This is a genomic window from Thalassospira tepidiphila MCCC 1A03514, from assembly GCF_001662875.1.
GTDB classification, from domain to species: domain Bacteria; phylum Pseudomonadota; class Alphaproteobacteria; order Rhodospirillales; family Thalassospiraceae; genus Thalassospira; species Thalassospira tepidiphila.
This window is the reverse complement of the sequence record NZ_JPVZ01000001.1, coordinates 517918-532081: the sequence shown is the minus strand read 5'-3', so window position 1 is coordinate 532081 and position 14164 is coordinate 517918. Positions and strand designations below refer to the sequence as shown.

At 55.5% G+C, this 14164-nt stretch carries 13 protein-coding genes and 1 tRNA gene; 4 read left to right on the top strand and 10 right to left on the bottom strand.

Going from position 1 to position 14164, the window contains the following annotated elements:
• Window positions 1-5: 5 nt before the first annotated feature.
• Window positions 6-521, top strand: coding sequence for a GNAT family N-acetyltransferase (locus TH4_RS02395; RefSeq protein ID WP_064779773.1), 516 nt, complete (start codon window positions 6-8; stop codon window positions 519-521).
• On the opposite strand, the gene TH4_RS02390 is transcribed toward TH4_RS02395, so the two are convergent.
• From TH4_RS02390 to TH4_RS02375, 4 genes are all read right to left on the bottom strand, one after another.
• A complete protein-coding gene (locus TH4_RS02390) occupies window positions 518-1894 on the bottom strand; it encodes a pentapeptide repeat-containing protein (protein WP_064779772.1) in 1377 nt (458 codons plus the stop codon). The genes TH4_RS02395 and TH4_RS02390 overlap by 4 nt on opposite strands.
• A 61-nt stretch (window positions 1895-1955) precedes the next feature.
• Window positions 1956-2891 (bottom strand): OmpA family protein, encoded by a 936-nt coding sequence (locus TH4_RS02385; protein ID WP_083996945.1) that lies wholly within the window; start codon window positions 2889-2891, stop codon window positions 1956-1958.
• 44 nt (window positions 2892-2935) lie between these two features.
• Window positions 2936-3775 carry a motility protein A gene (locus TH4_RS02380; protein ID WP_083996944.1) on the bottom strand — a complete coding sequence of 280 codons (840 nt, stop codon included), beginning with the start codon at window positions 3773-3775 and terminating at the stop codon, window positions 2936-2938.
• A gap of 423 nt (window positions 3776-4198) precedes the next feature.
• Complete coding sequence (locus TH4_RS02375) at window positions 4199-5050, bottom strand: GNAT family N-acetyltransferase (protein ID WP_064780008.1); 852 nt, start codon at window positions 5048-5050, stop codon at window positions 4199-4201.
• Between the two features lie 185 nt (window positions 5051-5235).
• Here TH4_RS02375 and TH4_RS02370 point away from each other — a divergent pair, with 185 nt between their 5' ends.
• On the top strand, window positions 5236-6303 hold the full coding sequence (locus TH4_RS02370; protein WP_064779771.1) for a siderophore-interacting protein: 1068 nt from the start codon (window positions 5236-5238) through the stop codon (window positions 6301-6303).
• A 52-nt stretch (window positions 6304-6355) separates the two neighbouring features.
• Here TH4_RS02370 and TH4_RS02365 read toward each other — a convergent pair whose 3' ends face one another.
• Genes TH4_RS02365 through TH4_RS02350 form a run of 4 tightly spaced genes read right to left on the bottom strand, consistent with a single transcriptional unit; the run spans window position 6356 to window position 10368 of the window.
• On the bottom strand, window positions 6356-7306 hold the full coding sequence (locus tag TH4_RS02365) for a metal ABC transporter permease (protein WP_064779770.1): 951 nt from the start codon (window positions 7304-7306) through the stop codon (window positions 6356-6358).
• Window positions 7303-8532 carry a metal ABC transporter permease gene (locus TH4_RS02360; protein WP_064779769.1) on the bottom strand — a complete coding sequence of 410 codons (1230 nt, stop codon included), beginning with the start codon at window positions 8530-8532 and terminating at the stop codon, window positions 7303-7305. Before TH4_RS02360 ends, TH4_RS02365 begins: the two co-directional genes overlap by 4 nt.
• A 5-nt stretch (window positions 8533-8537) precedes the next feature.
• On the bottom strand, window positions 8538-9338 hold the full coding sequence (locus TH4_RS02355) for a metal ABC transporter ATP-binding protein (protein WP_064779768.1): 801 nt from the start codon (window positions 9336-9338) through the stop codon (window positions 8538-8540).
• 55 nt (window positions 9339-9393) lie between these two features.
• Complete coding sequence (locus TH4_RS02350; RefSeq protein WP_064779767.1) at window positions 9394-10368, bottom strand: metal ABC transporter solute-binding protein, Zn/Mn family; 975 nt, start codon at window positions 10366-10368, stop codon at window positions 9394-9396.
• 141 nt (window positions 10369-10509) lie between these two features.
• On the opposite strand from TH4_RS02350, the gene mntR reads away from it, so the two are divergent.
• Entirely contained in the window at window positions 10510-10935 is a 426-nt protein-coding gene (gene mntR / locus TH4_RS02345) for a manganese-binding transcriptional regulator MntR (protein WP_064779766.1), read from the top strand.
• Window positions 10936-10969: 34 nt separating this feature from the next.
• On the opposite strand, the gene asnB is transcribed toward mntR, so the two are convergent.
• Window positions 10970-12922 (bottom strand): asparagine synthase (glutamine-hydrolyzing), encoded by a 1953-nt coding sequence (gene asnB / locus TH4_RS02340; RefSeq protein WP_064779765.1) that lies wholly within the window; start codon window positions 12920-12922, stop codon window positions 10970-10972.
• Between the two features lie 146 nt (window positions 12923-13068).
• Between asnB and TH4_RS02335 the strand changes: the two genes are divergently transcribed.
• Complete coding sequence (locus TH4_RS02335; RefSeq protein ID WP_064779764.1) at window positions 13069-13809, top strand: glycosyltransferase domain-containing protein; 741 nt, start codon at window positions 13069-13071, stop codon at window positions 13807-13809.
• A gap of 12 nt (window positions 13810-13821) precedes the next feature.
• Here the strand turns inward: TH4_RS02335 and TH4_RS02330 are convergent.
• Window positions 13822-13911 (bottom strand) — tRNA-Ser (locus tag TH4_RS02330).
• Between the last annotated feature and the right edge of the window lie 253 nt (window positions 13912-14164).

Here is a 14164-nt window from a genome sequence, read left to right as displayed (position 1 = left end):
AACAGATGTCGGCGATCACGCTTCATATCGCGACCCTTGAGGATGCCCCGGCCATCCGTGCCTTGTTTGCGCGGTCCTATGCGACGTTTTTGGCCCATGACTATGCGCCGGACATGCTTAAACGCGCCATGCCGTTTCTCACCTTTGCCAAGCCCGAGTTATTAAGTTCGGGCACCTATTACATCGCCAGGACAGAGGCCGGTGACGTTGTTGGCGCAGGCGGCTGGACGGCGGTTCGGCCCGGAAGCCGGGAAGGTGATGTCCAGCCGGGGCTGGCCCATGTCCGGCATTTCGCCGTCGATCCCGATCACGCGCGCAAGGGCATTGCCAGCATGCTGTTTGATCGCTGCGTAAGCGACGCCAAGGCATCGGAAAATGTTAAGCGCTTTGAATGTTATTCAACCCTGACCGCCAGACGGTTTTATGAATCACGCGGCTTTCGAGTGATCGGTGATTTCGAAGCGCCTTTTGCGCCGGACTTCCGTTTTCCCAGCCTGCATATGGTCTGTGATCTCGACTAATCGCGCAGTTTCAGATCGTGGGGCAGGCGGGTATTGGCGTTGACGCGCGCCCGCTGGATCTGTTCGGCAAACAGGCCGCGCGTGCCACTCAGATCCGCATCGCGGAAATCCGTTCCGGCCAGATTGGTGCCGCTCAGATCACAATTGATCATCTTGAGGCCCCGGAAATTGGCATTCGACAGGTCCGATCCCAAAAATACCGTGTTGCGCATCATCGCCTTGCTAAACCGTGCGCCTGAAAGTCGGCTTGCCGCCAGGTTGGCGTTATCCAGATTGCTTTCACCAAAATCAGCGGCAACCAGATTGCAACGGCGCAAAACCGCATCCTTGCAATTGGCACGATGGAAGCTGGCAAACGGCAATCCACATCGGCTGAGATCAATGCCTTCCAGCTCGGCCTCGCGCAGATCGGCATGTTCGATGGACATCACCGACCCCTCGCGCCCGCCGGTATCCACCCAAAGCTTGTGACTGATCAACGCCGCGTGCAGGTCAATCTCGACGAGTTCCTCGTCTTCTGCCGTGGTGTCATCCTCGGCCTCAATCGGTTCATCGGCGGCATCGGACGGCTTGGCCTCCTCACTGGCAACGGCAGCAGGCAGCACCTCTTTGGCAGATTGCAGGGCCTCTAGGTTCTGTGCACTGGTGCGTTTGTCACGCGCACTCGGAACACCAACAAGCTCGCCGTCGCCAAATGTCTGACCGGCCCCGTTCAGGCGTGGTCGGCTATCGTCGATGTCCAGATTTGTCGTCATACCAATGGCAGGCGACGGTTTGGCGGGCTTTGTTTGCGTTTTCGGCCCGGCACCATCGTTTTCCGGTGTGTCGGAAGTCTCGGTGCTTTTGGGGACTGTTGCCGATGGATTTTTTGGCTTTGCGGTTGGACTGGTGGCACTTGAAGTCGCCATTTTGGCAAGGTCCTGTGGCCGTGCAGGGCCAAAATAGTTTTCCTCCAGCACGAAGCGGCGTGGTTTTTTCAGGACCGTTTCAATGATCTTGGTCAGGCGTTCTGGATCAATCGGCTGACGAAAAACGCCCTCAATCCCGGCGTCGACCGCATCGCGCATGCCCCGGCGATCCAGTTTCGGCGCGCCAAGCAGGATCGGGACGATGCCGCCGTGCGGATTTCCACTTGTGGCGGCGTCACGAATGGCGCGAATGGTCGAAATACCGCGGATGCCATCAAGATAAAGACCGATCAGAACCAGATCCGGCTTAAGCTCCGCAATCAGTTCGAGCGTGCGTTCGCGGTCGTCACAATCAACGAATTTGCCAAAGCCAAAATGCTCAACGGCTGCCCGTGCGGCACTGATGTTCCGTTCGCTGTAATCCGCATACAGGATTGTCTTTTTCTTGTTGGCATGGCTCGCCATGATGGGCGGTATTCCCTTTGCTCACGCGTTTTTTGGATCGAGTCCCGTTGGCAGACTTCTGTCAGGGGCTGTCTGACGGAATGCTGAAAGTACGCCGTGCTTCAGAGTTTGGATTTCTGCTGGCATCACCGGTTTCCGGATTTGCCCCCTCATCAAAGTCTTCTCCACCGTTTGACGGGGCCCTGAATTCGCCGCCTTCTGATGCACTGTTGGCGTCGAAATTGGTCTCGACCATTTCAATGGTTATTTCGACCCGACGGTTGGTCGCCCGCCCCTCGGGGGTATCGTTGGTCGCCAGTGGCCGACTGTCGCCATATCCCTGAATGACCATGCGGCTCGGGTCTGTGCCGTTCTGATCAATCAGAAAATGCAGAACCGACGTCGCACGTGCCGCCGACAGGTCCCAGTTCGATATATAGGGAGACGACGCCGAAACAGGAACGTTATCGGTATGACCGGCGACAAAAATTTCGCCAGCCGTCTGGTTGATCACCGGCGCGACGCGGTTCAGGATGGCGGCAAATTCATCTGTCATGCCGGACGATCCGGATGGAAAGGCCAGTTCGTTGGGGAAACGCATGACAACCTCGCCGTCGATACGCTCCAGCCCCACCTGATCCTGAAGGCCCATGTTATCAAGAACCTTGCCAAGCGTTTCTTCGAGCGCCTCGGCCTTTTCTTCCTTGCTGTCGGTTTCGTTGCTTTCAACTTCCGGGGTCTCGGCCTGCGGGATTTCCGACACCACACGCGGGGTATCGGGTGTTGGCGCCTTAAGCGATTTGCCAACGATGGAGCCATCAAGCTCGATCACCCCTGCAAGCTGATCTTGTTGGGAAAAGCCAAAGGCCGCCTTGACCGAGCCGGCAATCTGTTTGTAGCGGATGACATCCATCTCAGCGAAGGTCAGCAACAGCACAAACAGGACAAGCAGCAACGACATCAGATCGGCGAATGTCGCCATCCAAGCTGGTGCGCCTGCTGCTGGTTTCTTTGCCATCGCCTATGCCCAGTCTGCTGCCTGAATGCGCGCTGCCATCATGATCATGCACCACCATCTTCAGGATCGGCCGGAATGCCACCCGGAAGATAGGGGCCGAGGATTTCCTTCATCACCATCGGGCTCTGGCTGGCCTGGATCTGCACCACCGATTCAATGATCAGCTGTTTGGTGTTTTTCAAGCGATCAACCTTAAGGGCCAGTTTGTCGGCAACCGGAAGCGCGATCAGGTTGGCCAACACTGCGCCATAAAACGTGGTCAGCATGGCAATTGCCATGGCCGGACCAATGGCGTCCGGGTCTGACAGGTTGGCCAGCATCTGCACCAGACCAACCAGCGTCCCGATCATGCCAAATGCTGGTGCCGTGTCACCGATACCTCGGAACATCAGTTCACCGAGTTCGTCATTCTGGATGGATTTTTCCACCTCGCTTGAAATCGAGCTGCGGATCACCTCGCCGCTGTGACCATCCACGCACATGCGGATGCCGCGCGCCATGATTTCATTTTCGACTTCAACACTTTCAAGTCCCAGAAGGCCGTTCTTGCGCACGATGCCGGCAAGCTCAATCGCCTTTTCATAGATCGAAAGCGGGTCTTCCTTGGGGTTCTTGAACGCAATGCCAATACCGATCTTGAGCGACTTGACGACATCACGCATCGGGAATTTGATCAGGGTGGCGGCTGCTGTTCCGCCAAACACCACCATGACGGATGGAAGGTCGACAAAGGAATCAAGGCTGCCACCCATCAAGATGGCGCCAAAAATAACGCCCATCCCGGCGATAATTCCAATAAGTGTCGCTATATCCATGTCGGTTTTAAAATCCGGCCTTAAAACAAGTTCGTCAAACGCATCGGTACCAAGCAGGGCAGGCGACACGTGGCGGGTCGTACACTAATCAGTGGTCTGACAGACACACAGATGAAAATCGTCTGCTTGAAAGGCTGCCAGATGGAAATGAAACGCGGACTACACTCCTGAAATTGGGACTGTGTTACTGGTTTTCCATATGCTTGCAGCAACTTCTTGCCGACAATGACCAAATGCCGCCGATAATCATCGCCGTTCGGCGATGAAGTTACTGCCTTGGTTTAGAAAGGCATATACTTATGGCGTTAAATGTTTGTTGCCAGACTTTCGAACAGCACTCAACCCCGCCCTAAGAATAAGAAAATTCTATTCCTGTGGTGGAGCTCTTTGGTTTTACACCAAGCAAACAGTCCCAAACAGGACCGGAATTCTGACATTTTCTGATGTTTGCAAGGACTTACCGGTCAAACTTGCCGACAAAGTTGGCTCAAACTAGCCCAGTTCGAACGACGAAATCCCGAAAGTCATACCAAGATCAAGCTTCGGTGCCGGCCCCTTATACATGCGCGCTGTCTCGAACTCCGGCACCATGCCATGGGTCGTGGCCAGATCAATTGCCGCCTGATTGGGCTCAGGCACATCGAGATAGACCTTGCCACCCTGATCATCCCGGCTTTGCAAAAGGGCGCCAAACAGGGTTTTTGCATCCTTGGCATTGGGGGCAAATAGCGGGCCGATCTTGTGACCTTCAAGACACGGGCGTATCACGCCATATGCGCGAACACCCATCGGGCCTTTCAAGGCAAGGGCTTTGTGTTTGTCGTTGCCAATCCAGCCGCGCAGGAATTCAATCCGGCTTTCCGCGAACAGGTTACAGGTCTGCTCGAACGCATCGACAATGCCAATGTCATCGACCGCAAGTGTGAACAGATCGTCTGGTGTTTCGCCACTGGCCGTGACCACACCGCCGAAACGAATGTTGCGATGGGCAAACTCAAAACCCGATTTGCGGTAATTGTCCTGCTGATCGACAACGCCATCAAGTCCGATGGTCTTGGGAACGCTACCGTCAAGCACCGCCTGCCACAGGCGATAGCCAAGACCCGATCCACGACGATCTGGGCGGCAGATGTAAAATCCGACAAAGCCAAAGTCCGAGCTGTACTGGACTGCTGAAATCACTGCCGCCAGTCCCTGTTTGTCAAACGCGCCCCAGAACCCTTCCGGGTCTGTGTTGAAAAATACCTCTGCATCGGCAAGGCCGGGGTTCCAGCCCTCTTTGGCAGCCCATTCAACGGCAACAGGAAACTCGAATGATTTCAGACGGCGGATTTTGTCAGGCATCGCTTTGTTCAGACTTCCAATAAACAGATCAAGGTCGCAATTGCCGCCACTGACAGGGCAAACGCATGTGCCAAACATCTATCACGCACCGCTAAAATCAATGATAATTTTTATTGAGAATGCCTATCATTGTTATTATTACAGACAAACACATCTTGTCCGCGCCCCCTTTATCCGAGAGCCCCATGTCCACATCGCTTCTGACGGCCAAAACGCGTATCGCACTTCCAGACAGTGCCACCCTGATCAAACAGGCCGCCGCGTTCTATCGCGAACATGATTGCGATGTGACAGGGGATGGGGAACAAACGCGGATATCGGTTTCCATCGGCCATATTCAGCTCAGCAGCACGGAAACCGCTCTTGAGGTCGAAGTCGGTGCAAAGACCGAGGTCGATGTCATCCAGATGAAGTCTGCGATTATTTCGATCCTGCAGGGGGCTGCACCCGGGGCTGATCTTGATTGCCGCTGGACGGGGGCGGGCAAAAGCAACGGCAAACTGCCTAATTTCTGCGAGCTGACAGTGGGGGAGATCACCGACCTTTCACCGCATATGCGGCGCTTGCGCCTTCATAGCCGTGATCTTGATGCCTATGACAGCGATGCCATCCATGTCCGGCTTCTGATCCCGCCACGTGGACAGAAAAATCCGCAATGGCCGACCCTTGCCGATAACGGGATGCCCGTCTGGCCAAGCGGTGAAAACACCATCGAACAACGCGTCTATACGATCCGGGCAATCGATGCCAAGGCCGGCTGGATCGATGTCGATTTTGTCATGCATGGCGATAATGGCCCGGGTTCGGCCTTTGCCATGCATGCCACTCCAGGGGATGTTGTGGCGATGACCGGCCCGCTGGGCACGGCATTGCCCGATGCCGACTGGGTTCTGTTGGCCGGTGATGAAACGGCCTTGCCGGCGATTGGCCGTTATTTGGCCGAAATGCCGGGCCATGTAACCGGCCACGCGATTATTGAAGCCGCAAACAGATCAGACGTTATCGCGGCACCCACCGACAGTCAGATACAGGTTCAATGGCTGTTTCGCGATGATCAACCCCCTGTCGCGCGCAGCCTGCTTCAGGACGCCATTCGATCTGTGGAAATTCCCGATGCGCATGACCGCGTCTATTGCTGGGCCGGGGTGGAACAGGCTGATTACAAACCGATCCACAGTTACTGGCGCAAGGATTGTGGCCTTGATCGTGATCGCTGTGTCGCGATGACATTCTGGCGCAAGGCCGGGCGTTAAATCCCGGCTCACCGCGAATATCTGTTGAAGGCAGCTGCGTGTTCGGAAACTGTCAGGCTTCGGCCTGCTGGCCAACACGTTTGCGTTGCGGGCCAAACAGGCAGGTCAGAATAAGGATAACGCCTGAAACCGTGGCGATCATGCCCGCGGCACTGACTGCATAGGGCGACCCGAACCAACCCGGACCGTATCCCGCCAAGACATAACCCAGAACGGCCGATATGGTCGCAAACACGACCGACCAGCCGACTTGGCGGGCCAACTGATTGGTCATCAGTCGCGCGCTGGCTGGCGGGCAGACAAACATCGCAATCACGATAATCGACCCGACCGCATCAAAGGCCGCGACGGCGGCAACGGCGGTGGCGACAACCAGCGCAAAGCCAAGGACGCGGGTACGAATACCAATCGCCCCGGCAAAGGCAGCATCAAAGGTCGAGATTTTCAGTTCTTTCCAGAACAGGAAAATAAACAGCCCGATGCCGACCAGAACAACCGCCAGACGCGGCAATTGCGGTGGCAGGGTCGCAAGGGCAGCCGGATCCAAAAGCGATCCCCAGCCTTCGGCATCAAACCAGATCAGGCTTTCAAGATTGCCGAGCAACGCATGCTGCACATCGATATGCACCGAACTGGTATCGGTGATTTCAAGGAATAAAACGCCGGCGGCAAACAGGGTTGTGAAAACCAGTCCCATCGCCGCCCCCGGTTCAACCCGCCCGAGGCGCTTGACGATTTCTATCATGACCACGGCAATGATCGCAGCCGCCCCTGCACCCAGCATCATCGGAACGGCGGTGATGGTGCCGGTCACCAGAAAGGCCGCCACAATACCGGGCAGGACAACATGACTGATCGCATCACCAATCAGGGCCTGCCTGCGCAGCAACAGGAAATTACCCGGAAGCGCACACGCAATGGCGGCCAGCATGCCAATCACAATCGGCGTCAGGCTCAGTTGCACAAACTCCGCGCCAAGGGCTGTGATCAGATCATCGATCATGCCTTTGCTCCCTGGGTGGTTTGCGCGTTATGGATCATGCGATCAATCTCGGCGATTTGGTCAGGGGTCATCATCCGTTCAATCGGGGTCAGCCCGTCATAGCGTTCAATCGCTGAGTCATCGGGCAGCATCCGGCGCGCCATTGCCCAGCGGGCCTCGTCATGGGCGGCTTTCTCGGCGGCAATCCGGCCGCGTGCGGTGGCAACGCCGTCTGCGCGGATCATCCCGGCACGGCGCAAGATACGAATGGTCAGCCCGTCATAAATCGGTTCACGGCGCGCAAGCGACAGCAAGCCTTGCCGGCGATGCACGCGGCGCTGAAACCGTTGATGCCGCAGGGCGGACGCCAGCCCGCCACGCAACGGCGAAAACAGGGCCGAGATCATAAAGAACCCAAAGGCCACCAGAACAATGATCGGTCCGGTCGGAAGTGCTGCGTGCGCGGCCGATAGTACCGCCCCGACATAACCCGAAAGGCCACCAATGACGGCGGCAATACCGATCATCTTGCCAACCTGATTGGTCCAGAAACGCGCCGCCACCGGCGGAATGATCAAAAGCGCGACAATCAGGATAAGGCCAACGATCTTAAGCCCGATCACCGTGACAATCAGGGCAAGCCCCATCATGGCCAAGTCGATATTACGCACATTAACCCCAGTGGTCGCGGCATATTCCGGATCAAACGCCACCAGTGTCATCGGACGCCGAAGCAGGAAAACAAAGCCTGCCGCCATGGCCCCGGCAACGGCGATGGTGGTGGCCTCTGAAATCAGCATCCCGGCGGTGGAGCCCAGCAGGAAGTTTTCAAGTCCGGCCTGACGGCCTGATGACATGGTCTGGATCACGGTCAAAAGAACGATGCCAAAGCCGAAAAACACCGACAGCACGGCACCGATGGCGGCATCCTCTGTCAGGCGGGTTTTGCGTGTGATCCATTCGACCATCAAAAGCCCGATGGCCGATGAAATTGCCGATCCCAGAATAAGCCCCGGTAACCAGCGCCCGTCACTGCCAAAAGCCACCATGATAATGAATGCAAGCCCGACACCGGGCAGGGTGGCGTGGCTGATCGCATCGGAAACAAGGGCACGCTTGCGCAGGAAAATAAACGCACCTGCACTGCCGGCCGACAGGCCGAGCAAGCCCGCACCAATGGCAACAAGCGCGCTGTTATAGCCAGCCTGCAGGAAAAGGGCGCTTATGAAATAATCACCAAATCCCATGTGCGTTACGCCAGATGCAATTCATCGATATGGGTGGCGGCAAGCCGACCACCATAAGTTTCCTGAAGGTTCTCGGCGGTGAATGTCGTCTCGACCGGGCCTTCGGCAATGCGCCGGACATTGATCAGAAGAACCCGGTCAAAATACTCGGCCACGGTCGAAAGATCATGATGCACGCAAACCACTGTGCGGCCTTCGGATTTAAGTTCCTTCAGCACCGAAACAATCGCGCGTTCGGTCGCGGCATCGACGCCGGCAAACGGCTCGTCGAGCAAGTAGAACTCGGCATTCTGCGCTAGGGCACGGGCCAGGAAAACACGTTGCTGCTGCCCGCCGGAAAGTTGGCCGATCTGGCGATCTGCAAAATCGGCCATGCCAACCCGTTTCAGGCACTCCATCGCCTGTTCACGATGGCGCGCGCGCCACAGGCGAAACAGCCCGACCGATCCATAAAGCCCCATCAGGACAACGTCAATCACACGCGCCGGGAAGTCCCAATCGACACTGGCGCGTTGCGGCACATAGGCCACACGGTCACGGGCATCTTCAAACAGCTTGCCAAAAATGCGCACTTCGCCGGAAAGGCTCGGCACCACACCAAGCGCGCCTTTGAGGAAGGTCGACTTGCCGGCACCATTCGGGCCGATGATGGCTGTCATGGAGCCCGCCGGTATTGATGCATCAACGGAAAAAACAGCCGGCTTATTGCCATAAGATACCGTCAGCCCGCGCACGGTCAGCGGCGCATCCTTGGACGCGACGTCCAGTATCTTGCCTGATTCTGCAACCAGTTTGGCGCTGCTCATGGTGTGTATCCTGCTTCGTTTTGCTTCATGCCATCTGGATTAATATGTGAAGCGGTTATGATCCGGCCGCAAGCTTGCCCTGAAAACCGCCTTCGGGGGCATCGCCGCCAAGGGCGCGGGTGATCAATGTCGCATTGTGATCAATCATGCCGATATAGGTGCCTTCATAGGTGCCGGGTTCGCCCATCGCATCGGAATAAAGCGTACCACCAATCGTAACATCCTGGCCACGGGCAGAAGCCCCTTCGATCAGGGCACGCACATTGCGTTCCGGGACGGAGCTTTCGACAAAGACGGCCGAAATCTTGCGTTCGACAATGGTGTCGACCAGTTCCTCTACTCGCCGCAGGCCCGCCTCAGACTCTGTTGAAATGCCCTGAATGCCCAGCACATCGAAATCATAGCCACGCCCGAAATAGCTAAACGCATCATGGGCGGTCAACAGCACGCGGCTTTGCTTTGGCACGGTGGCGGTGACAGATGTCATGTAGTCGACCAGTTTTTCGATCTCGGCCACGTGTGCATCGGCATTGGCGCTATAGGTCGCCTCGCCATCAGGATCGGCTTTGATCAGGGCATCGCGCACGGCATAAACCACGGTTTCCCAAAGTTTCGGATCCATCCAGACATGCGGATCAAACCGGCCTTCATAGTCGGCATGGCTCAGAAGTTTATCGCGCGCCACGGCTTCGCCGACAGCAACCACGTTGCGCCGCTTGCCAAGATCAAGGAAGAACTCTTCAAGCTGCGCCTCAAGATAAAGGCCGTGCCATAAAACCAGATCGGCACGCGCCAGGGCGGCGATATCGCTTCGCGTCTGGCGATAGGAATGCGGATCCACACCCGGCCCCATGAGTGCTGTGACCTCGGCCCGATCACCAGCGACCTGACGTGCGGCATCGGCAATCATCGACGTGGTCGCAACCACATTCAGCGGCTTCGCATGGGCAACGCCCGCGCCAACAAACAGCGCAAAGGCAAGTGCAACAAGATAACGAGCGACGGGTCGGGCGGTGGGGAAAAGTGGCATCAGGGCATCCGAAAGCTAATTGGAATTACTCTGGTAAATGTCCCCTATTTATGTGCGGACTTTTAAAGTTAGTCAAGGCTAAATTGCTATTTGCCAACTTACTTGTTATGAAGGTTTCAGGAGTCTGGATTGGAGAGATCGATGGGCGACGACACAAGCCTTAACCCGCGTCACAACAAGGCCGAAGTTTTTGCGCGCCTCCGCGACGCACACGCCCGCGAAGTGACCGAAGATTACGTGGAAATGATCGGTGACCTGATCGCCGAAGAAGGCGAGGCACGCTCAGTCGCCCTGGCCGAGCGCTTTGGCGTCACGGCGGCAACAGTTAATAACACCATCAAGCGCCTGGAACGCGACGGCTACGTCACCTCACGCCCCTACCGCTCGATCTTCCTGACAGAAAAAGGCGAAACCCTCGCCAAAAAATGTCGCGAACGCCACCGGATCGTCTATAACTTCCTCGTGTCCATTGGTGTCGATCCCGCGGTCGCTGAGTTCGATGCCGAGGGCATTGAACATCATGTGAGTGAGGAGACTTTGCGGGTGTTTGACTCTCGATTGAAGTAAATAAGCTAATCGTGAATTTTTGTTGCTCCTCCAGTTAAGCCTCAAACATGGTTAGGTTTTTTTGTCCCCAAGCTGATAACATCAGGATTGGCCAAAGCTCGCCTTCAAGGTTTGCGCCTCGCTGATGGTCTTCGAAGCATTTCTCGATTTCAGGCATGTTGAGCCGACTTTGAAGTGCTTCAGGCATCTCTTCAATCTGCTCTGTGGCCCAAGACCTCAAGTTGTCACGCAACCAATCTCTAATTGGTGGATCAAAACCTTGTTTCGGGCGATCAACTAGTTCGGCGGGTACATGGTCATAAAGGATGTCGCGCAGCAGAGCCTTCAATCGACCATCTTGGCCTTCGTTCCACGATTGCGGTAATGACCAGCAGAGTTTCGCAAGATCACGGTTTAGGAACGGGGTGCGTGTCTCAAGCGAGGTGCTCATTGATGCACGATCGACCTTTACCATCAGGTCTTCGGGCAGGTAGCAAAGGCTATCGGCGACCATAAGGCTGTTAGCAATGGGCAAAGTCAAAACTGCTTCTGGCGATAGCGGCCAGATGTCGTCAATCACCATAGTGTCATTAAGATACGCAGGGTTGATCGGAACTCCATGGCGCCAGAAACTGCTGTGATGATGATTATAGACCGACAGTGTTTCTGCGCTGTCGCGTAGCATTTTTGTGTAGCTTCGCCGGGCTTTGACGCTTGGTTTGCCGCGCAGCAGACCCAATGCGTTGTCTATCTGCCTCCAAGGGAAGAAGCTCTTCCGTGAACCTCGCCTGGAACCCTTTCGGGTGTCCCAGCCTGACTTAACAATCGCGTAACGGCCATAGCCAAAGGAAAATTCATCGCCACCGTCGCCGGACAGGGCGACTGTCACATGCTCTCGTGTCTTTCGGCAAAGTAGCAGGGTCGGAATTTGTGATGGATCAGCGAATGGTTCGTCCCAGACCTGTGCAAGTTGTGGAACCATTTTTGCCGCTTCCTCCGCAGATCCACGAACCTCGTGATGGTCGGTTCCCAGATGATCAGCAACCTTTCGGGCATGATCTGCTTCATTGTAGCGCGGATCATCAAATCGTATTGTGTAGCTTCCCACTCGGCCTTGTGAAGCCTTCGAAGCCAATGCGGTTATCAGGGATGAATCGATCCCGCCCGAAAGAAAGCATCCAAGCGGTGTATCAGCAATCAAACGCCTTTTGGTGAGTGTTCCGAGCATCTCGGATAATTGAGCTTTGGCGTCTGCTCGTGAGCCTTGGAAAGGGTTTTCGTAAGCAGTAAGAGCTTCGTGTTCACCATCCCAGTACTGGTGGTGAACGGGTTCATTTCCGGTTTCAACTGACCAGCGAACAAATTCTCCAGCCCGGAGTTTGCGGACGTGCTTCCAGATTGTCCTTGGCGCGGGGATATATCGGTGACGCAGGAAGCTTGCGAGCGCGCCGTCATCGATCTCCCCATTCGGTACACCGAGTGATGGCAGTGCCTTGATTTCCGACGCGAACGCGACCGCACCATCAAACGCAGCGTAATATAACGGCTTCTCGCCAAAAGGATCGCGCGCAAGCGTGAGTGACTTCTGCTTTTTGTCCCAAAGGGCAAATGCGAACATGCCATCAAGTATTGATAGTGTTTTGTCTAATCCCCAATGAGCAATAGCTGCGACAAGCGTTTCGGTGTCAGAGTGCCCGCGCCAATCATGATGTGCTGGGTTTTCAGTTTCGAGGATGCGCCTCAGGTCCATATGGTTGTAGATTTCACCATTGAAGGCGATTACATAACGCCCGCAACCGGACTGCATTGGTTGGCGCCCAGCTTCGCTAAGATCCTGAATGGCAAGTCGTCGAAAAGCCAATCCGATATGACCATCAGCATCAGTCCAGAAACCTTTGTCGTCTGGTCCGCGATGTATGATCGTCTGTCCGGCAGCTTGCAACTGCCCTACAAGCTGGCTCTGATCCATCGCTGTGTTGGCCTTATATAGGCCTGCAAAACCACACATAGTTTCCCGCTATCCCAAGCCTTCGGTCAGGTTTTTGTTGGTTCGGCCCGCTTGTGCCGCCGAATTCGGCGGGCTATAACACTTGCCGTTCGTGTGCCCGGCCAGATGGCGGGCTCTACCCTTGGCTAATAGTCAGAAAGGTATCCATGCGCAAGGTGATTTACACCGTGATTGTCGGTGGTTATGACGACGTTCGTTCCTTGCCACCCTTCCCTGGCTGGGACTTTGTGCTGCTGACTGACAAGAAGCCATCTCTCTGGAAACGGCTCCTGCGTCGCTCTCGGTGGCAAGTTCGTCTCTTCGATAATCCAGGCCTTGACCTGACGCGGTACTCCCGTTTGCCAAAGCTAAAGCCACACCTCTTTTTTCCAGACTATGACTATTCGGTTTATATAGATGGAAATGCAAGATTTGAACGAGACCCGAGTGAACTTCTTGAAGCTTTGGGGTGGCCGAGCTTTGCCGTTTCCGAGCATCCTTTCCGAAGTAATCTCTATGACGAATTCAGCGAATGTTCTCGTATGGGATATGATGCACCAGATGTTTTCGAAAGGCAGGAGGAAAAGTACCGTGCTGAGGGGCTCTCTGATCCTGCGCCACTCTACGAAAACAACCTGATATTACGTCGGCACAATGAGGCTAAGGTCATGGAGCTAGGTGATCTTTGGTTCGATGAGCTTGGAAAGGAAAGCAAACGTGATCAGCTCTCACTGCCGTATGTTTGCTGGTGCAAAGGGTTTTCTCCCTCTGCGTTTCCACAAAGTATGAAGCGACAGTACTTTCGCACCCGGTCGCACCACCGATCATTTTGGACGCGTATCGGTAAATCAATGCGCAAGCGATTTCAGCGCGTGCGACAACCGAGGTATCTAAGCTTGGAGAAATAGAAATGCAGAGTTTGGCGGAGAGGGTGGGATTCGAACCCACGGTACTATTGCTAGTACAACGGTTTTCGAGACCGCCCCGTTCGACCACTCCGGCACCTCTCCGCATGTGTGGTCTTGGCGTTCGAGGCGGTGTTTACCGGGATGAGCGCCAGATTGCAAGAGGGAAATCTCAAATTTCACCGAACTCTTTTGCCTGGGCTTTTGGGGCGCGATGTTTGAACCGGTTTGCAAGTCTGGCAAGCTCGCTCAAATCTGCGGCTTTGGCATGCGATCCCGGGCGGCGTAAAAGGTCACTCTGTGGTTGACTCTTTGGGGCAAAAGCGGTAATTCACCCGTTCTTCGCAGCGGTTCGGTA

Bases quoted from the DNA above. Each gene is read 5' to 3' on its own strand.
- asnB (WP_064779765.1), bottom strand. From the start codon at position 12,922: ATGTGTGGTTTTGCAGGCCTATATAAGGCCAACACAGCGATGGATCAG.
- TH4_RS02395 (WP_064779773.1), top strand. From the start codon at position 6: ATGTCGGCGATCACGCTTCATATCGCGACCCTTGAGGATGCCCCGGCC.
- TH4_RS02335 (WP_064779764.1), top strand. From the start codon at position 13,069: ATGCGCAAGGTGATTTACACCGTGATTGTCGGTGGTTATGACGACGTT.
- TH4_RS02370 (WP_064779771.1), top strand. From the start codon at position 5,236: ATGTCCACATCGCTTCTGACGGCCAAAACGCGTATCGCACTTCCAGAC.
- TH4_RS02390 (WP_064779772.1), bottom strand. From the start codon at position 1,894: ATGGCGAGCCATGCCAACAAGAAAAAGACAATCCTGTATGCGGATTAC.
- TH4_RS02375 (WP_064780008.1), bottom strand. From the start codon at position 5,050: ATGCCTGACAAAATCCGCCGTCTGAAATCATTCGAGTTTCCTGTTGCC.
- TH4_RS02385 (WP_083996945.1), bottom strand. From the start codon at position 2,891: ATGGCAAAGAAACCAGCAGCAGGCGCACCAGCTTGGATGGCGACATTC.
- TH4_RS02350 (WP_064779767.1), bottom strand. From the start codon at position 10,368: ATGCCACTTTTCCCCACCGCCCGACCCGTCGCTCGTTATCTTGTTGCA.
- TH4_RS02365 (WP_064779770.1), bottom strand. From the start codon at position 7,306: ATGATCGATGATCTGATCACAGCCCTTGGCGCGGAGTTTGTGCAACTG.
- TH4_RS02360 (WP_064779769.1), bottom strand. From the start codon at position 8,532: ATGGGATTTGGTGATTATTTCATAAGCGCCCTTTTCCTGCAGGCTGGC.
- TH4_RS02355 (WP_064779768.1), bottom strand. From the start codon at position 9,338: ATGAGCAGCGCCAAACTGGTTGCAGAATCAGGCAAGATACTGGACGTC.
- mntR (WP_064779766.1), top strand. From the start codon at position 10,510: ATGGGCGACGACACAAGCCTTAACCCGCGTCACAACAAGGCCGAAGTT.